We start from the raw sequence: 18,241 nt of genomic DNA on the forward strand, positions 1-18,241 counted from the left end.
ACGCTGTCGATTCGCTCACTCGGGGGGACACCGTGCCGAAGACCACCCTGGTCACCACGCTGACCGCGCTGGCCGGCCTCGCACTCACGGCCCCCGCGGCCGCCGAGCCCGCACCCGCCGAAGGCCCCCGCTGGGGCGCCACGTCATCGCCGCTCATGCGTCCAGGACGGGCCGTGCGGTACTGGACGGCCAAGAGACAGGCCAACGCCTTGACGGCCGACCAGCCGAGCGCCGGCACCGCGCTGAGCGCCAAGGCGGGCGCCCGCACCACCCAGCGCCATAGCGTGCCCTCGAACAAACGGCTGACCCCCGGCGGCGACCTCAACGGCTACGCCCCCATGAGCCGCCCGTACACGGGCGCGGCCCACAGCCGCATCACCGGCCGGCTGTTCTTCCTCAACGCCGCCGGCCTCGGCGACTCCTGCAGCGCCTCCGTCATCCGCTCGGCCGCCAGAACGCTCGTCCTCACCGCCGCCCACTGCGTCTACGGCGTCCCCCCGGGCACCGCGCACGGCCGCTGGCACAACAACTTCGCCTTCGTGCCCAGCTACGACGGGCAGGGCGACAACGTGCGCCAGCGCGAACCGTACGGGCGGTGGGGCGGACGGCGGGCCTGGAAACCCGACCGCTACACCGGCCTGAGCGGCGGCGACTGGAACTCCGTCTACGACATCGCCCTCATCGAGGTCGGCAGCAAACGGCGCACCCTCCAAGAGGCTGTCGGCGCCTTCACCCCGATACGCAACGAGGGCGGCAGGCACACCATCGCCACCCCCGGCTACCCGGGGGTGATCGGCAGGAAGCCCTACGACGGCAGGGACCAGCTCTGGTGCCTGGGCAGGACCCGGCCGATCCAGCCCTTCGCCACCGTCACCGCCACCGCCGCCCTGGCCGCCCACTTCGCCGCCCCCCAAAGCAGCGGGCGACTGGAGACCGACAACTGCCATCTGTTCAAGGGGCACAGCGGCGGGCCGTGGCTCCTCGACGGCACCCAGGACGTGGTCGGGGTGCTGTCGGCGGGCAAGGAGGACGGCGAGGCCGAGGGCAACTCCGTCGCCACCACGCTCAACGACGAGAACTACGGGGCGATCGTCAAGCGGGCCGACCCGGACGGCGTCTACGACGCGCTGTCCGTCAGCCTCTCGGGGCCGTCCGATCCGGTCCGGCAGGGCAGCGCCACGACCATCACCGCCACCGTCACCATGCGCGGTCTGCTGGCCGCCGCCCAGGTGCCCGTCAAGCTCACCGTGCCGCCCGGCGTGGACCTGACCGGCGTCAAGGGCGCGGCCTGCGAGCACGGGAACAAGCAGGCGACCTGCGTGATCGCCGCCATCCACCCGCGCAGGCCCGTGCGGATCTCGGCCAGGGTCGAGGTCCACGGGAACGCCGGGCGCTCGCTGCCCGTCGTCGCCCACGTCAGCTCCAGCCACCTCGACCCGACCCAGCGCGACAACACCAGCGTCCTGGACCTGCGAACCTCGCCCTGATCCGGCGTCAGGCCGCTTCCACGGCGGCGGGCTCCTTCAACGTCCTGGCCAGCAGCCAGGCCAGCACCGGGAAGACGACCAGGCACGCCAGCGCCGCCCTGAGCGTGGTGGCCTCCGCGACCGCGCCCACCAGCGGGCTGGTCAGGCCGCCCACGCTCACGGCCAGCCCCAGCGTCACGCCGCTGGCCGTGCCCACCCGGGTCGGCAGGAAGTCCTGTCCGAGCGTGACATGCAGGGAGAACGGGACGTACAGCGCCATCGAGGAGGCGGCGACGAACACGTACGCCGTGGCGCCAGGAGCGAGGACCACGCCCGCGACCGCGAGCACCGCCGCCGCGTACGCCAGGCGCATCGTGCGCACCCGCCCCCAGCGGGTCGCCAGCCTGCCGCCCAGCACCGTCCCGGCCGCCCCGCCCGCGAACAGCACGAACAGCGCCACCGCGCCCGCCGCCCCGCCCCCCATGTACAGCGCCACGAAGGTGCTCAGCCCCACGTACACGACCGATCGGAAGACGATCACCAGCGTCAGCCGGGCGAACGACGGCCAGTCGTCCCGCCCCGGGGGCGGCCCTGCGGCCTTGGCCGCAGGGCCGCCCCCGGCGAGGGCCAGGACTGCCGGCAGCGTCACCACCGCGCCCAGCACCGCCGGCAGCGCCAGCAACGGCGAGGCGGCCAGCCCCCAGACCGACAACAACGGCGTCACCAGCACCGGCGCCGTGGCGAACCCGAGGGTTCCGCCCATCGAGAACCAGCTCATCCGCACGTGGCTGCCCCGGCTGGCGATCCTGGCCAGCCGCGCCGACTCGGGATGGTAGGCCGCCACGCCCATCCCCGACACCGCCATGGCCAGCCAGACCAGCGCGTAGGAGTCCGTCACCCCGCCGAGGGCCACCCCCGCGCCCGCGACCACCATGCTCATCGGGATCAGCCACGGCATCCGCCACCTGTCGGTCAGCACCCCGAACAGCGGCTGCACGATCGACGACAGCAGCGTCGCGGCCAGCACGACGCCCGAGACGGCGACATAGCCGTAGCCGCGCTCGGCCACCAGGAACGGCACGAGGGCGGGGACCGCGCCCTGGTAGAAGTCCACGGTGGCGTGACCGGCGGCGAGCATGGGGATCCTGTTCACGCCTCGATCTTTTCCCGAGGACTGCTGGCCCGCTTCCGATAAAATGCCAACTTATGACGGGAATCCGCCACACGCCCGAGGCGCCCACCGGGCGGCGGCCCCTCGCACCGGGCGCGGGCATCGACGCGCACCGGCACGACACCCACCAGATCGTGTACGCCTGCCGCGGCGTGCTCTCCGTCACCACCGGCGCCGGCGCCTGGGTCGCGCCCGCCAACCGGGCCATCTGGGTCCCCGCCGGCACCGTGCACGAGCACCGCGCCCACGGCGACACGGACCTGCGCACGGTGGGGCTCACACGCAACCCGCTCGGGCTCGGCCGTCCCGCGGTGCTCGCCGTGGGGCCGCTGCTCCGCGAGCTGATCATCGCCTACACCGGCGACCCGCCCGCGGGCGCGGCCGACGGGGAGCGCGACAGGCTGCTGGCCGTGCTGCTCGACCAGCTCAGGCGCGCCTGCGAGCAGCCCTTCCACCTGCCCACCCCGGAAGATGCCCGGCTGGCCGCCGTGTGCGAGCTGCTGTGGCGCGACCCCGCCGACACCAGGACCCTGGCCCTGCTCGCCCTCCAGGCGGGCACCAGCGACCGCACGCTGGCCCGGCTGTTCAGGAGCGAGCTCGGCATGAGCTTCCCCCAGTGGCGCACCCAGCTCCGCCTGCACCACGCACTGCTGCTGCTCGCCGACGGCACCCCCGTGACCACCGTCGCGCACCGCTGCGGGTGGGCGTCGGCGAGCGCGTTCATCGACGTGTTCAGACGGGCGTTCGGCTACACACCGGGCAAGGCCTTTACAATGTAGATTTCGCTATAATCGGATCCCGTGGGTAAATCGAAAGGCAAGGGCGGCACCCCGGCGACGCTGGCGCTGACCAACGCCAAGGCCGAGTTCACGCTCCACCCCTACGAGCACGACGCCTCGGCCCAGGCCTACGGCGAGGAGGCCGCCGACGCGCTCGGCGTGCCCTACGAGCGCATCTTCAAGACCCTGGTGGCCGAGGTCGAAAGCGGGCTCGCGGTGGCGGTCGTGCCGGTGGCGGGCAAGCTCGACCTCAAGGCGCTGGCCGGCGCGCTCAACAGCAAGCGGGCCGCGATGGCCGAGGCCGCCAAGGTCGAGCGGGTCACCGGCTACGTCGTGGGCGGCATCAGCCCGCTCGGGCAGCGCAAGCAGCTCCCGACCGTGGTCGACTCCTCGGCGCTCGACTTCGAGACCATCTACTTCTCGGCCGGCAGGCGCGGGCTGCAGATCGAGACCGCGCCCGACAACCTCATCACCCTCACCCGCGCCGTCACCGCGCCGATCGGCAAGACGTCAAGCTGACACCCCGTTTTCCGCACTTCGCCACAACCACCTCACCGCACTTCGGCGGAGGTGTCTTCGGAGAGGGGCGGGAGTGGGGTCGGCCGCCGTCACCTCGGGCGCCCGGTCGTGTCAGCCTCTGCCCATATCGCGTAGTTCGGCCATCTCGCGGCGGCGCGGCCGGCTCGGCTCCCGCTCGAACGGCGAACGCCCGAGCAGCCACTCGAAGAGCCGCCTGTACCTTCTGACGAAGTGCCGGTCCTCCCGCTGCCGGTTGCGCAGTTCCTCCGCTTTGAGCGCCTCCTCAAGCCCGGGTGTCACCCCGCCGCCGAAGCGCGTCATGTCAGGACCGTGGAACCCCTGCGGCTCGACCTCTCGCAGCGCCTGGTTCATCGACTCCACCCAGATCGGCCCCGGCAGCGAGGCCCCCTGCACCGACCCGTAGTACTGGTTGCCGATCTCCACTCCCTGCAGCGGGAACTTGTAGGAGCCCCGGATGTCGCCGACGCTGACGGCCGCCGCCAGGGCGGGCGTGTAGCCGGCGAACCAGGCCGAGGTGTAGCCGTTGTTGGTGCCGGTCTTGCCCGCGGCGGGCCGGTCGAGGCCCTGGCCCTTCATGGTGCCCTGGGTGAAGACCCCTTCGAGCACGTGGGTGACGGCGTCCGCGACCTCCTGCTCGATGGCCTGCTCGCACACGGGCGGCACCCGCGTCCGCCGCCCGTCCCTGGCGGTGATCTCCATGATGACCTGGGGACGGCAGTACATGCCCCTGGCGGCGAAGGCCGCGAACGCGGCCGCCACCGTCACCGGGTCCATCTCGTTGACCCCCAGCGTGAACGTCGGCACCTCCCGCAGCGGCGCCCCGTCGGCCCTGACGACGCCGAGCGACTTGGCCGTCTTGATCACCTCGCAGAGCCCGACCTTGCGCTCCAGCATCATGTAGAAGATGTTCACCGACTTCCAGGTGCCGGTCTCGATGCTGTGCGGGCCGCCCTCGCCCTCGCCACTGGCGTTCAGGATGCGGGTGTTCGGGTCGTTGACGGGCCGGCCCGAGCAGTTGCGGTAGCCCTGCTCTGGCACGAGCGCCCCGGGTGTCTGGAAGCCCTCGCCGAACCGCCAGCCCTGCTTCAACGCCGTCGCCAGCGTGAAGATCTTGAACGTGGACCCGGCCTGGAAGCCCTGGCCGCCGCCGTGCGCGACGTCCGCGGGCAGGTTGAAGGTGGTCTTGGGGCCGTTCTTGTTGTTGCCGGGGTTGCGGCCGAACCGCTTGCTGGCCGCCATCGCCCTGATCCGCCCCGTGCCCGGCTCGATCATGGCCTCGGCGGCCACCTCGCTGTCGTCCGGCGAGACGCGCGCGCGGATGGCCTTCTCGGCGGCGCGCTGCGCGACCGGGTCGAGGCTGGTCCTGATCACCAGGCCGCCCCTCAACATCCTGGCCTGCCGTTCGGCCGCGCTGTTGCCGAAGACGGGGTTCGACAGCAGCTCACGCTGGACGTACAGGCAGTAGAACGGGAAGGCGCTCTGCTCGCAGCCGCCCGGCTCGGGCCTGAGCTTGATGCCCAGCGGCGAACTCTTGGCCTGCGCCGCCTGCTGCTGGGTGATCAACTTGAGCCCGGCCATGCGGTCGAGCACGAGGTCGCGCCGCATCTTCAGGCGATCGCGGTGCTCCCGGCCGAGCGAGGGGTCGGTCGCGTACGGCATGCGCACCGCACCCGCCAGCGTGGCCGCCTGGGTCAGGGTGAGCCGGGCCGCCGAGGTGGTGAAGAAGCGCCTGGCCGCCGCCTCCACGCCGTGCGCCCCCGCGCCGAAGTAGGCGATGTTCAGGTACCGCTCGAGGATCTCGTCCTTGCGGTACTTGCGTTCCAGCGCCAGCGCCAGCCGCAACTCGGTGATCTTGCGGGCCAGGTTGGGCGCGCGGGCCTTGTTGCGTTCGGCGTTCGTGCGGGCGCTTTCCACCAGGATGTTCTTGACGAGCTGCTGGGTCAGGGACGAGCCGCCCTGCCGGATGCCGCCCGCCTGGGTGTTGGTGAGCAGGGCCCGCAGGGTGCCGCGCACGTCGAGCCCGCCGTGCTCGTAGAAACGGGCGTCCTCGATGGCCACGATGGCCTTGCGCATCACCGGCGCGACGGCCCCGAGGGGGACGGCCGTCCTGTTGGCCTCGTAGAACTGCGCGAACGGCCTGCCGTCCTTGTCCAGCAGCCTGGTCACCTGCGCGAGCGGCTCCTCGCGCGGGGGCGGCGGCAGCTCGACGAAGATGTTCGCGACGTCCATCGCGGCGATGCCGCCCCCGCTCACCACGGGCGCGGCCAGTGCCGCCGTCAGCACCCCGCCGAGCGCGCCCGCCAGCGCGAGCCCGCCGACGGATCTGAGTACGGTCACGTCACAAGATCTGCGACCCCAGAGCCCGCGGCAAACTCTGTCCGCCTCCCTCTTTGCCGACGGCAGACAAGTTCCAGGACCCCGCTTTGCGGATCAGTGCTGCTGCCTGCGCAGGTTCAGGCCGAGCGAGGCGAACTGTTCGAACGGCCGGTGGTAGCCGCGTTCGATGTGGTGCACGCCGCGCAGCGTGGACGGCCCGTCGGCCACCGCCGCGGCCAGCACGGCCGAGAACCCGGCCCTGATGTCGGGCAGCGTCACGTCGGCGCCCCTGAGCTGGGACACGCCGCGCACGACGGCCGAGTGCCTGGCGTTGGTGTCGTGGTAGCGGCAGGCAGGTCCGCCCAGGCACTGGTCGAACACCTCGATCTCGCAGCCCATCTTCTGCAGCGCGGGGACGTACACCAAGCGGTTCTCGAAGACCGTCTCGTGCAGCACCGACATGCCCTGGCTCTGTGTGAACAGCACCATGAGCGGCGTCTGCCAGTCGGTCATGAACCCGGGGTGGGTGTCGGTCTGCACGGCCGCCGCGCGCAGCCCCTCGGGGGGCGCGGTCGCGCACAGGTACTCGTCGTTGATGTCGAACTGGGCGCCCATCCTGGCCAGCGTGGTGATGGCGGTGACCAGGCGGTCCTGCGGGCAGCCGTGCACGCGCACCTCTCCCCCGGTGATCAGGCCCGCCGCCAGGTACGAGAACGCCTCGATGCGGTCGCCGGTCAGCCACGTGGAGGCGCCGCGCAGCCGTTCGACGCCCTCGATGACGATCCTGCGGTCGGGCGACAGCTCGATCCTGGCGCCCATCCGCTGCAGGAACAGCGCCAGTTCCACCACCTCGGGCTCCATGGCGGCGTTCTTCAGCACGGTCTTGCCCTCGGCCAGCACGGCCGACATCAGCACCGTCTCGGTGGCGCCCACGCTGGGGTAGGGCAGCTCGAGCCTGGTGCCGTTGAGCCGTTTGGCCTTGGCGTAGATGCCGGTGTCGCCCACCTGCACCTCGGCCCCCATCGAACGCAGGGCCTCCACGTGGAAGTTCACCGGGCGCCGGCCGATCGGGTCGCCGCCGACCAGCGGGACGAACGCCTCTCCCGCCAGGTGCAGCAACGGGCCGAGCATGAGGATGGGGATGCGATTCAGACCGGTGAACGCGTCGGGGACCCTCGGCTCGATCTCCGGGCCGCGCCCGATCCTGATCTCGGTACGGGTGATCTCCACGTTGATGCCCAGCGCCTCGAGCATGGCGGCCGTGATGCCGACCTCGCCCACCTCCGGGGCGTTGTGGATGCTGCTCTCACCGCTGCCGAGCATGGCGGCCACCATGTGCTTGGACACGCCGTTCTTGGAACCGCGCACCTCGACGTCCCCCCGGAGCGGGCCGGAGGGCTCTATCAACCAGACCTCTTCTGCAATCACGAAGCGAGCCTAGCCGGGGGATACCATCGAGTGATTCAGCCGCACATGTGAGGGGGAATGGCGTGACGAGGGAAGTACGCGCTTTTGCGGTAACTGTCCTCACACTCGCCACCCTCGGAGTCGCCGCCGGGCTGCTCTGGTCAGGGCTCACGCCCCGGGCTCCCTACCAGGTCACGGAGAAGGGCACCACAGTACTGGCCGACCCGACGACGCAGGCGCTGATCGCGGCCGACGGCTGGTTCGCGGTGATCACGGGCGGGCTGGGGCTGCTGTGCGGCGGGCTCGCCTGGTTCGCCGGGCGGCGGTGGATGCTGGCGGTGCTGCTCGGCCTCTGCGCGGGCGGGGTGCTGGGCGCGATGCTCACGTTGTGGGTCGGGTCCACGTTCACGATCGGGGCCGTCACGGTCGAGGCCGCCGCGCCCGGGATCAAGGTCGTCCCCGGGGCGCTGACACTGACCGCCTCCGGCGTGCTGGTGTCCTGGCCGCTGCTGGCGGTGGGGCTGTTCGGGCTGCTGGAGGGCATGCACGGCTACCGCGAGTCGCCGCTGCGGCACCCGTACGGCGAGCCGTTCTAAAGCGCCGTTTCTAGAGTGAGGGGCGGCGCTCGCCGTAACGGGTGGCCTGCTCGAACGCGCGCGCGACACGCAGCACCCTGGCGTCCTCGAACGGCCTGCCGACGATCTGCACCCCCACCGGCAACCCGTCCTCGGTGAACCCGGCGGGCACGGACGCGGCCGGCGCGTGCAGGACGCTGATCCAGTACGCGGAGCGCATCCAGGCGAGATAGTCGGGCATCGGCTGGCCGTTGATCTCGGTGACGTGGGGCTGCTCGATCGGGAACGGCGGCACCTGACTGACCGGCGCGATCAGCACGTCGTAGGTGTCGAAGAAGGCGGCCATGCGCTGGTACAGGCGGCTGCGTGCCTGCTCGGCGCGGGCCAGGTCGGCTCCCGTGACCTCGCGCCCCCGCTCGACGTTCCAGGCGGTGTTGGGGCCGAGCCCGGCCAGGTCGCCGAACGTCAGCGCGTAGTTCCACGCCCGATAGGTCCTGAAGGCGTCCTCGGCCTCCGACAGGTCCAGCTCGACCTGCTCGACGCGGGCGCCGAGCCGCTCGAACACCCTCGGCGCCGTCGCGGTCACCGCCGCCGTCCGCGGATCGACCGGCAACCCGCCCAGATCAGGGCTCCACGCCACCCGCAACCCGGCGACCCCCTGCTCGGGCTCGGGCGTGAACACCTCTTTGATCGAGAACGGCGACCGCCGGTCGAACCCGGAGATGACCCCGAACATCAACGCCAGATCGTCCACGGTCCTGGCCATGGGCCCTTGCACCGACAGCGTGTACCAGGCGTTGACCTCGGACGGGCTGGGCACCCACCCGGGGGTGGGCCGCAGGCCCACGACATTGCAGAACGAGGCGGGATTACGCAACGACCCGCCCATGTCGGACCCGTCGGCGAGCGGCACCATGCCGCACGCCAGCGCCGCGGCGGCGCCCCCGCTGCTCCCCCCGGCGGACCTGGACAGGTCATAAGGATTCCTGGTGGCCCCGAACACCTCGTTGACGGTGTGGGACCCGGTCCCGAACTCGGGCGTGTTGGTCTTGCCCACGGTGATCGCCCCCGCCCCCCTGAGCCGCCGGACGATCACCTCGTCCTCGTCGGGGACGTTCCCGGCGAACAGCGGCGACCCATAGGTCGTCCGGATGCCGGCGGTATCGACAAGGTCCTTGTGCGCGACAGGCACACCATGCAACGCCCCGGCGGGCTCGACGGCGTCAGCCGCCTTGGCCGCCTCCAGCGCCCGCTCGGCGACCAGCGTGACGATGGCGTTGACCCGCGGGTTGACCTGCTCGATGCGATCAAGATGCGCCTGAAGCACCTCGACGGCACTCACCTGCCGGGTCCTGATCAGGCGGGCCAACTCGGTCGCGCTCAGGTAGTGCAACTCGCTCACCCTGCAATCCTGCCTCACGCGCGAAGCCCCGGCACCAACGCGGCCTGCGGTGTACCACTCAGCCGGCCCACAGCGCGCACGTAACGGCGCCCGGCCCCGCGAACCGCAGGAGCGTTCCCCTGGACAGAGGCCGGCCACGCGCGGCGGGTGGGGCCTGCCGTGCGAAGCCGTACAAGATCAAGATTTTAATCACGCGCCCGGACATCCTGGAGCCGCACCGATATCCTCGATGTCACTACGAGTGATCGGAGAGACACGCGGTGCGCACGCAGACCGACGAGGGCTACACCCACGCGCTCGGCAACCGTCAGGTCCAGATGATCGCCATCGGCGGGGCGATCGGCGTGGGCCTGTTCCTGGGCGCGGGGGGCCGGCTGGCCGCCGCCGGGCCCGCCCTCGTGCTCTCCTACGCCGCCGCAGGGGTGGCCGCGTTCTTCGTCATGCGGGCGCTGGGTGAGCTCGTGCTCTACCGCCCGGCCTCGGGGTCGTTCGTCGAGTACGCCGGCGAGTTCATCGGGCCGTGGGCGGCCTTCGCCAGCGGCTGGATGTACTGGATCAACTGGGCCTTCACCGGCATCGCCGAGCTGACCGCGATCGCCGCCTACATCCACTACTGGGCGCCCGGCTTCCCGCAGGCCGCGACGGCGCTGATCGCGCTGGGCTTCGTCATGGCGGTCAACCTGCTGTCGGTGCGGATGTTCGGCGAGCTGGAGTTCTGGTTCGCGATGCTGAAGGTGCTGGCGATCACCGTCTTCCTCGTCGTGGGCCTGGTGCTGGTGGTCTTCTCCATCGGCGCGGCCGGCCCGCACAACCTCGTCGCCCACGGCGGCTTCTTCCCTACCGGGTTCCCGATGGTGCTGATGAGCCTGCAGTCGGTCGTGTTCGCCTACGCCGCGATCGAGCTGGTCGGCATCACCGCGGGCGAGACGGCCAGGCCCCACGAGGTCATGCCGAGGGCGATCAACGGCGTGGTGTGGCGCATCGCGATCTTCTACGTCGGTTCGGTGGCCCTGCTCGGCATGGTCCTGCCGTGGACGGCCTACAGCGCCGGCACCTCCCCGTTCGTGACGGTCTTCTCCGGCCTGGGCGTCCCGTGGGCCGCCGACGCCATGAACCTCGTCGTGATCACCGCCGCCCTGTCCTCCTGCAACTCCGGCCTGTACGCCACGGGCCGCATCCTGCGTTCGATGGCCGCCAACCGGGAGGCCCCCCGCTTCGCCGCCGCCCTGAGCTCGCGTCACGTGCCGATCGGCGGCATCGTGTTCACCGCGGTCATGTTCCTGGGCGGGGTGGCTCTGTTCTACTTCCTGCCGGAGCGCGCCTTCAACATCGCCACCGCGGTCGCCTCTCTGGGCGTCGTCACGACCTGGGGCGTACTCGTCCACTGCCAGACACGGCTGCGCAGGTCGGGCCACCGCTCGACGTTCCCGATGCCCGGCTCCCCCTACACCAACTGGCTCACGCTGGGCTTCCTGGCGCTGGTGGTCCTGCTGATGCCGTTCGCCGACCGCGACCAGCGCGTCGCGTTCTTCCTGATCCCGGCCCTGGTGGCGGGCATCGCGCTCGGCTGGATGATCGTGCGCCGCCGCCGCGCCTCGACCGAACTCTGAAGCGCCCTGGCGATCTGGCGTGTCCTTGACCGATCATTTGCTGGGTAGGCTCGATGCCGCCGAAGAAAGCCGTCGCCCCGGGGGAGGCCGCGCTGGACGAGACGCCGCTCCGGGAGCAGGCGCCGCACAAGACGCCCGTGCCCGCAGGAACCCAGCCGCACGAGACCATACCGGCAGCAACCCTGCCGGACGAAACGCCCCTTCCCTACGACAGGCCGCCTGAGCGTCCCCCCAAGGGTGCTTCGAGGCCGGTGGCGCGCGGGCTGGTCCGATCCGCCGTCGCGGCGGCGATCGGCCTCGCCCTGGCCCTGGCGTGCCTGCCGCTCGGCGTCTTCCCGAAGCTCGCCTGCGCCGTCCTCGGCGTGGGCTGCGCCACCGACCGGGTCCCGCCCTCCGGGCGGTTGCCGCAGGCCACCCGCCTGACGCCCGTGCAGGTCGCGCTGAGCGGCGCGTACGTGGCGCTCGGCGACTCCTACTCCTCCGGCGAAGGCGTCTACGACCTGGACAAGCAGCCGCTCAACGACGGCGCCGCCCGCTGCCACCGGGCGAGCGGCTCCTACGTCCCGCTGGTGGCGCAGACGTACACGTTCGGCGGCGGCACCTCCTTCTACGCCTGCAGCGGCGCCACCACCCGCCAGCTCCTGTCCGGCCAGTACGGCCAGCGGCCCCAGATCACCCGCGTCGACCCGTCGGCCAGCCTGGTGACGCTCAGCATCGGCGGCAACGACGCCGGCTTCACCAAGGTGCTCACCGGCTGCATCGTCAAGCTGCCGTGGTCCTCCAACTGCGTCGACCAGGACGCCGCCGTGGCGGGCCGCATCGAGCAGCTCGGCCCCAGCCTGCTCAAGGTGCTGCGGGAGCTGCGCGCCCGTGCTCCGCAGGCCCGCATCATCGTCCTGGGCTATCCCCGGCCCTTCCCGCAGGAGCCGGTGGAGAGCGTCGACAACCTCAGCGCCGAGGACCAGCGGTGGATCAACGGCATGACGCGCCGGCTCAACGACCAGGTCGGTTCGGTGGTGGCCGCCTTCGACCGGACGATCGCCGCGTTCGAGGCGCCGGGCAGCGCCGAGTACGTGGACGCCTACGAGTCGTTCACGGGGCACGAGGTGGGGCAGGCGCAGCCGTTCCTCAACGGGTTGCACGTGGACGTCGAGGAGCTCAAGGTCAACGCCCGCAGCTACCATCCGACGGGCGACGGTTACCGCCGCTTCGCCGAACTCATCACCAAGCAGATCGCCGCCGGCCCCGGCCGTCCCATGAACAACTTCCAGCTCACGACCCGCTGACCGGCGCTCGCGCTCCTACGGGGTGGCCGGGTCGTCTCCGGCGCGTTCTTCTGCGAGCAGGAGGCCGGCCTCGATGACGGCGTTCATGATGGAGGCCAGCCGTTCCGTCCCCAGCGCCGGCGCCCGCAGCGCCATCCTGGCGACCAGGGCGCGTTCCCTGTCCATGTCGCGCCCCGCGAACCCGCCCACCGGCTTGATCCGCTGCACGACGCCCGCCACCGCCGCCCGTCGTTCGAGCAGCGTGGCCAGCGCCGCGTCGAGCCGGTCGATCGCCTCGCGGCACTCCGGCAGCGTGGCGGGCGCCTCGGGCCGGAGCAGGGCGCCGACAAGGATGACGGCCTCTTCCGCCGCGCGCAGCGCCGTCGACGGATCCGGCTGCGCCTCCTCGTCGCCCGCCCCGAACTGTCTGGCCACCACCCCCGCGTAGCCGCCCTTGCGCGCCCCGTGCGCCGCCGTACCGCCGCCCGCGAGGACGTCCAGGACGGCGCCGTCGGCCCCCGCGGCCACGGCGGCGGCCGACAGCCCGGCGTCGGCCGAGACGTCGACCAGCGCGGGCCGTCCCGCGGCGGCCCTGGCGGCCCGCATCAGCGCGAGGTCGACCTGCCCGCCCTCGCACAGGATCACCCGCCCGTCGCCTTCCGCGGCGCAGTAGTCGGCCAGCCCCAGCCACTCCTCCACCGACCCGGAGGCCCGCCGCTCGACCACCGTCGGCAACCCGAGCCCGGCGGCGGCCCGCACCAGCGGGATGTCGCGGGTCCACGAGGCCCCCACCACCACGGCGTCGGCCAGTTCGGCGATGGCCGGCAGGTCGGCGGCCGAGAAGGGCTCCACCAACAGGGCGGTCCCGCCCGTCGGCTCGGCGGCCCTGCTCTCGCGCAGCGCCTCGTGGGCGTCCGCCTGCCCGCGCCTCACCCGCAGGCTCAACCGGCCCACCACGACCGCGGGCCCTTCGCCGACAAGCGTCTCACCCAGAGTGACCGTGTGCCGTTCCAAGGTCGATGACATCTCGTCTCCCCACTCGGGCCGGCCCTCTGGAGCCGGCAGGAAAACCAAAAAGGCAGAGACGGGGTTGTCTCTGCCTTTGCCGACTCCAGGCGGTCGCTAGCTGACGACCGGCTCTCCCGGAGCCGGCTCGGTAAACGCATGGCGACAAGTCATATGTGAACCCTACACCCCCGCCTCCACCTGCTGGACAGCACTTCTCGCATGATGGACTGTCCCTCAGGCGAGTCGCCGTTGATCCCTCGCTATGGGAGTATTTCTTGGCCTAGAGGGAGGGTTTGAGGCCGTTGATGTCGGATCGCAAGCAGGACGGACGCCGCATCGCCGGCCGCTACCAACTGCAGGAACCCATCGGCAGGGGCGGAATGGGCATCGTCTGGCGAGCCCACGACGAGCTCCTCGATCGCACGGTCGCGGTCAAGGAGGTCAGGTACGCCGCCGCCCTGGGCGAGGAAGTGCAGTTGCTGAACCGGCGGACGATGCGCGAGGCGAGGGCGGCGGCGAGGTTCGAGCATCCGAACGTGATCGTCGTACACGACGTGATCGAGGAGGACGATCGGCCCTGGATCGTCATGCAGCTCGTCCAGTCGCGCTCCTTGGGTACCGTGATCAAGCAGGACGGGCCCCTGCCGCACCAGCGGGTGGCCGAGATCGGCCTGGCCGTGCTGGACGCGCTGCACCGCGCCCACGAGTCGGGCGTGCTGCACCGTGACGTCAAGCCCGAGAACGTGCTGCTCGCCGACGACGGCCGGGTCGTGCTCACCGACTTCGGCATCGCCACGCTGGAGACCGAGACGCAGTTAACCGTCACGGGCCTGGCGGGCACGCCGGCGTTCATCGCGCCGGAGCGGCTCAAGGGCCTGCCCGCCCGCCGCGAGTCCGACCTGTGGGCGCTGGGCGCCACGCTGTACACGGCCGTGGAGGGCCGCTCGCCGCACGAGCGCGGGATGGCCCTGGCGACCATGCACGCCGTGCTGACCGACGAGCCCGACCCGGCGCACAACGCCGGCCCGCTCGCCGAGGTGATCAACGGGCTGCTGGTGAAGGAGCCGGTCCAGCGGCTCACCTACGAGGAGGCGCAGCGCCAGCTACGCAGGGTGATCGCGCAGGAGAGCGCGCCGCCGACCGCGCAGTTCCCCGCGGCGCAGCCGCTGCATGTGCCGCCCGCGACCCAGCCGCGCAAGGTCTCTCCCCCGCCTCGGCCGCGTCCGGCCCCCACCCCGCCCCGCCAGGCGCCACCCCGTCAGGCGCCGCCGCGGCAGGTCCCGGTGGAGGACGACCTCACGACCGACCCGAACCTGAACCTGCACCTGAACCGGGCCCCGTCGCCGCTGCCCCGCGCGCCCGAGACCGGCGCGCGGGCCACCCCGGCGCCGCAGGAGCCGGACAAGCCGCAGGGCGAGTCCACGGTGAACGCCGCCTCGCCCGAGCAGTGGCGGCCAGGGCCGGTGATCGCGGCGGCCTCGGCGGTCGTGCTGGTCGCCGGCGTGGGCGCCATCCTCGGCCTGAACTCGGCCCCCGATACCGACTCGCCGAACACGGACACCTCGCAGGCCTCCGTTGTCACCCAGCCGTCGTCGGGCGCGGCCCAGCCGTCCTCCACGCCCTCGGTGTCGCCGAGCCAGGGCCAGAGCGCCGCCCCCAGCCCGACGGCCGCCTCCCCCAGCGTGCCCCCCGCGGAGACGGAGGACCCGCTGCCCAAGGGCTGGCACTGGTACGAGGACAAGAAGCTCGGCTTCGCCGTCGGGCTGCCGGAGAAGTGGAAGGTGTTCACCCGTCCCGGCAGCAAGACGGTCCAGTTCAGGGGCCCGGGTGCCGCCCCGAAGGCGTACCTCGAGATCGCGAAGGCGGACGTCGGCAGCGACGCGGTGAAGTACCTGGGGAAGAGAACGTCCTCCTACAAGTACAAATACGGCGGTTACGAGAAGCTGGACACGAAGAAGGTCGACGGCTACCACAAGACCGCCGCGGACCTCGACTTCACCTGGAGGGCCAACAGCGGGCACAGCCACGTGCGTGTCCGGGCGGTCACCACCGAGAACGGGCGGGGCTACACGCTCCTGTGGCACACGCTGCAGAGCCGATGGAAGAACGACTTCGATTTCTTCGAGGGGTTCGCCGAGACGTTCGAGCGACGGAAGTAAGCTTTCGCCGTGCGTGTCAGCAATCGGTACCGTCTCGTCGAGCCACTCGGCGAGGGCGGGATGGGCGTGGTCTGGCGCGCCTACGACGAACTGCTCGACCGCACGGTGGCGATCAAGGAGGTGCGCTACACGGGCATCGGCGACGCCCAGCGCGCCCAGCTCAACCGCAGGACCATCAGGGAGGCCAGGGCGGCGGGCCGCCTCGACCACCCCTCGGTGGTCGTGATCCACGACGTCGTCGAGGAGGACGGCCGTCCGTGGATCGTGATGCAGCTCGTCCGCTCGCGCTCCCTGGCCGAGGTGATCCGCGAGCGCGGGCCGCTGCCGGCGGGCCAGGTGGCGGTGATCGGCGGCCGGGTGCTGGACGCCCTGCGGGTCGCGCACGCCACCGGGGTGCTGCACCGTGACGTCAAGCCCGAGAACGTGCTGCTGGCCGATGACGGCCGGGTCGTGCTCACCGACTTCGGCATCGCCGCCATGGAGGCCGAGGCGGGGCTGACGGCGACGGGCGGGCTGGTGGGCACGCCCGCGTACATGCCGCCCGAGCGCCTCAACGGCGAGCAGGCCAGGCCGGAGTCGGATCTGTGGTCGCTGGGGGCGACGCTGTACGCGGCCGTCGAGGGCGCGCCGCCGTTCAAGCGCGACTCGTGGGCGGCGACGGTGGCCGCCGTGCTGCGCGACGACCTCGAGCCGCCGGCACGGGCCGGGGTCCTGGGCCCGGTGATCATGGGCCTGCTGCGCAAGGACCCGGGGGCACGCGTTCCCGCCGCGGAGGTCGCCAGGCTGCTTCAGGAGGCCGAGAGCGCCCGCCGGCCCGCCCTGTGGCACGAGACGGCCGACGGCCTCCCCGAAGCCCCCCAGCCGCCCCTCAGCACGCCCCAGCCGCACGCGCAGTCGCGAGCGCACGCGGGGCCTCAGCCGGTCGCGGAGGCCCAGCCGTACGCGGGGCCGCAGGCGCCGTATGAGGGACCGCCGACGTCCGCCACCGGTCTGCGGGGGCCGGGCGGTTCGCACCAGACGCTGCCGCCCCGCCCCCGCCGTAACAGGGCGCTGTGGTTCGGCGTCCCCGCCGCGGCGGGCGCGCTGGCGGTACTGGCCACGGGCGGCGTCCTGCTGTTGAGCCCGTCCAGGCCCGCGACCCCCACGCCCGGCCCCACGCCCCCGCGAACGGCGCCGCAGACCGCCTCGCCGGCGCCCGCGAAAACGCCGGCGCCCACGAGCACGCCGGTCCGCACCGACCGCCCGGTCCCCACCGGCTGGCGCTCCTACGACTTCGAGGAGGGCCGCTTCACCATCGCCGCGCCCCCGACCTGGAAGCCCACGCGTACCAAGGGCAGGAACAGCATCTCCATCAAGGGCCCGGAGACCCCGGCGGCGCTGATCGTCGAGTGGACGGTTCCCGAGGTCTCCTACGACGACCCCGCGCGGCACTGGTCGGCCCTGGAGAAGGAGATCCTGGCCAAGGGCGAGTTCCGCCAGTACAAGCGCCTCAGCATCAAGACCGTGCGCTACCTCGGCGTCGAGGTCGCCGACTGGGAGTTCACCCGGGTACGCGACGGTAAGCTGATTCACGTGGTCAACCGCGGTTTCCGCACCTCCGACGGCCGCCCGTACGCCATCTACTGGGAGACCCTGCACTCCCGGTGGGAAGAGGACAAGCGCTACCTCGACACGTTCCTGATGACGTTCAGGCCGAGGTGAAGGAGCAGGCGCGCTTCTGGCGGCACCCGGCGGTGCCGGAGACCGACCTGCTGAAGGCCCGCTACGTCACCCACCGCTTCTCGCGCCACGTCCACGACGGCTACGCCATCGGCCTGATCGTCTCCGGCGTGGAGGAGTTCGACTACCGCGGCACCCTCCATCGGGCGGGCGCGGGCGAGGTGGTCCTGGTCAACCCCGACTCGGTGCACACCGGCCAGGCCGGCACGCCGGGCGGGTGGGCGTACCGGATGCTGTATCCGTCGATCGACGCGGTGGCCGGGATCGCCGCCGACTTGGGCGTCCCCTACGCGACCCCGCACTTCCCCGAGCAGGTTGTGCGCGACGAGGAGGTGGCGGCGCTGCTCGGCAGGGCGCACCTGGCGGCCGAGCGCGGCGACGCGCTGGCGGCTTCGACGCTGAGCCGCACGCTGTTCGCCCGGCTCATCACCCGCTACGCCACCCCGAGACCGGCCACGGGCGTGCCCGCCGAGGGCGGGCGGGCCGTGCGCGCGGCGCTCGACCTGCTGCACCACAGCCTCGTCGACCCGCCGACGCTCGACGATCTCGCCGAGGCGGTGGGGGCGCGGCCGTTCGCGCTGCTGCGGGCGTTCAAGGCCGAGACCGGGCTGCCGCCGCACGCCTATCTCACCTCCCTGCGGGTACGCCGGGCACGCCACCTGCTCCTGTCCGGCCTGCGCCCGGCCCAGGTGGCCGCCGAAGTGGGCTTCACCGACCAGGCTCACCTGAGCCGCCATTTCAAGCGCGTCGTGGGGGTGCCGCCGGCCGCGTACCAGCGTGCTGCAGGAACGTACAAGACTGGTGATTTGCCGCGCTCTTAGCCT

14 protein-coding genes are annotated in these 18,241 nt (G+C 72.0%); 9 read left to right on the plus strand and 5 right to left on the minus strand.

The window, feature by feature from the left end:
- Positions 1-32 precede the first annotated feature (32 nt).
- Positions 33-1,487, plus strand: coding sequence for a trypsin-like serine peptidase (locus ACFOY2_RS09955; RefSeq protein WP_379527665.1), 1,455 nt, complete (start codon positions 33-35; stop codon positions 1,485-1,487).
- Between the two features lie 7 nt (positions 1,488-1,494).
- Here ACFOY2_RS09955 and ACFOY2_RS09960 read toward each other — a convergent pair whose 3' ends face one another.
- Complete coding sequence (locus tag ACFOY2_RS09960) at positions 1,495-2,619, minus strand: MFS transporter (protein WP_379527666.1); 1,125 nt, start codon at positions 2,617-2,619, stop codon at positions 1,495-1,497.
- A gap of 53 nt (positions 2,620-2,672) precedes the next feature.
- On the opposite strand from ACFOY2_RS09960, the gene ACFOY2_RS09965 reads away from it, so the two are divergent.
- Both ACFOY2_RS09965 and ybaK read left to right on the plus strand, forming a co-directional pair.
- Positions 2,673-3,416, plus strand: a complete 744-nt coding sequence (locus ACFOY2_RS09965) for an AraC family transcriptional regulator (RefSeq protein ID WP_379527667.1) — start codon at positions 2,673-2,675, stop codon at positions 3,414-3,416.
- 21 nt (positions 3,417-3,437) lie between these two features.
- On the plus strand, positions 3,438-3,935 hold the full coding sequence (ybaK, locus tag ACFOY2_RS09970) for a Cys-tRNA(Pro) deacylase (RefSeq protein ID WP_379527668.1): 498 nt from the start codon (positions 3,438-3,440) through the stop codon (positions 3,933-3,935).
- A 111-nt stretch (positions 3,936-4,046) separates the two neighbouring features.
- Here the strand turns inward: ybaK and ACFOY2_RS09975 are convergent, their stop codons facing one another.
- On the minus strand, positions 4,047-6,293 hold the full coding sequence (locus ACFOY2_RS09975; RefSeq protein WP_379527669.1) for a transglycosylase domain-containing protein: 2,247 nt from the start codon (positions 6,291-6,293) through the stop codon (positions 4,047-4,049).
- Between the two features lie 93 nt (positions 6,294-6,386).
- On the minus strand, positions 6,387-7,700 hold the full coding sequence (gene murA, locus ACFOY2_RS09980) for a UDP-N-acetylglucosamine 1-carboxyvinyltransferase (protein WP_379527670.1): 1,314 nt from the start codon (positions 7,698-7,700) through the stop codon (positions 6,387-6,389).
- A 62-nt stretch (positions 7,701-7,762) separates the two neighbouring features.
- Between murA and ACFOY2_RS09985 the strand changes: the two genes are divergently transcribed.
- Positions 7,763-8,275, plus strand: coding sequence for a hypothetical protein (locus tag ACFOY2_RS09985; RefSeq protein WP_379527671.1), 513 nt, complete (start codon positions 7,763-7,765; stop codon positions 8,273-8,275).
- 10 nt (positions 8,276-8,285) lie between these two features.
- Here the strand turns inward: ACFOY2_RS09985 and ACFOY2_RS09990 are convergent, their stop codons facing one another.
- Positions 8,286-9,656: an amidase gene (locus ACFOY2_RS09990; protein WP_379527672.1), complete on the minus strand. Its 1,371-nt coding sequence runs from the start codon at positions 9,654-9,656 to the stop codon at positions 8,286-8,288.
- A gap of 260 nt (positions 9,657-9,916) precedes the next feature.
- Here ACFOY2_RS09990 and ACFOY2_RS09995 point away from each other — a divergent pair, with 260 nt between their 5' ends.
- Complete coding sequence (locus ACFOY2_RS09995; RefSeq protein WP_379527673.1) at positions 9,917-11,266, plus strand: amino acid permease; 1,350 nt, start codon at positions 9,917-9,919, stop codon at positions 11,264-11,266.
- 53 nt (positions 11,267-11,319) lie between these two features.
- The gene (locus ACFOY2_RS10000) at positions 11,320-12,552 is read left to right on the plus strand and encodes an SGNH/GDSL hydrolase family protein (RefSeq protein ID WP_379527674.1); all 1,233 of its coding nucleotides are present in this window, start codon (positions 11,320-11,322) and stop codon (positions 12,550-12,552) included.
- A 15-nt stretch (positions 12,553-12,567) separates the two neighbouring features.
- Here ACFOY2_RS10000 and ACFOY2_RS10005 read toward each other — a convergent pair whose 3' ends face one another.
- Entirely contained in the window at positions 12,568-13,557 is a 990-nt protein-coding gene (locus ACFOY2_RS10005; RefSeq protein ID WP_379527675.1) for a chorismate mutase, read from the minus strand.
- Between the two features lie 287 nt (positions 13,558-13,844).
- On the opposite strand from ACFOY2_RS10005, the gene ACFOY2_RS10010 reads away from it, so the two are divergent.
- Genes ACFOY2_RS10010 through ACFOY2_RS10020 form a run of 3 tightly spaced genes read left to right on the plus strand, consistent with a single transcriptional unit; the run spans position 13,845 to position 18,238 of the window.
- The gene (locus ACFOY2_RS10010; RefSeq protein WP_379527676.1) at positions 13,845-15,698 is read left to right on the plus strand and encodes a serine/threonine-protein kinase; all 1,854 of its coding nucleotides are present in this window, start codon (positions 13,845-13,847) and stop codon (positions 15,696-15,698) included.
- 9 nt (positions 15,699-15,707) lie between these two features.
- Positions 15,708-17,399, plus strand: a complete 1,692-nt coding sequence (locus ACFOY2_RS10015) for a serine/threonine-protein kinase (RefSeq protein ID WP_379527677.1) — start codon at positions 15,708-15,710, stop codon at positions 17,397-17,399.
- On the plus strand, positions 17,396-18,238 hold the full coding sequence (locus tag ACFOY2_RS10020; RefSeq protein WP_379527678.1) for an AraC family transcriptional regulator: 843 nt from the start codon (positions 17,396-17,398) through the stop codon (positions 18,236-18,238). The genes ACFOY2_RS10015 and ACFOY2_RS10020 overlap by 4 nt, the downstream gene beginning before the upstream one ends.
- The last annotated feature ends 3 nt before the right edge of the window (positions 18,239-18,241 follow it).

This window comes from Nonomuraea purpurea (assembly GCF_042650645.1).
Taxonomy (GTDB): domain Bacteria; phylum Actinomycetota; class Actinomycetes; order Streptosporangiales; family Streptosporangiaceae; genus Nonomuraea; species Nonomuraea purpurea.

Excerpts from the sequence above, each read along its gene's own strand:
- ACFOY2_RS09965 (WP_379527667.1), top strand. The coding sequence starts at position 2,673 with ATGACGGGAATCCGCCACACGCCCGAGGCGCCCACCGGGCGGCGGCCC.
- ACFOY2_RS10000 (WP_379527674.1), top strand. The coding sequence starts at position 11,320 with ATGCCGCCGAAGAAAGCCGTCGCCCCGGGGGAGGCCGCGCTGGACGAG.
- ACFOY2_RS10005 (WP_379527675.1), bottom strand. The coding sequence starts at position 13,557 with ATGTCATCGACCTTGGAACGGCACACGGTCACTCTGGGTGAGACGCTT.
- ACFOY2_RS10010 (WP_379527676.1), top strand. The coding sequence starts at position 13,845 with ATGTCGGATCGCAAGCAGGACGGACGCCGCATCGCCGGCCGCTACCAA.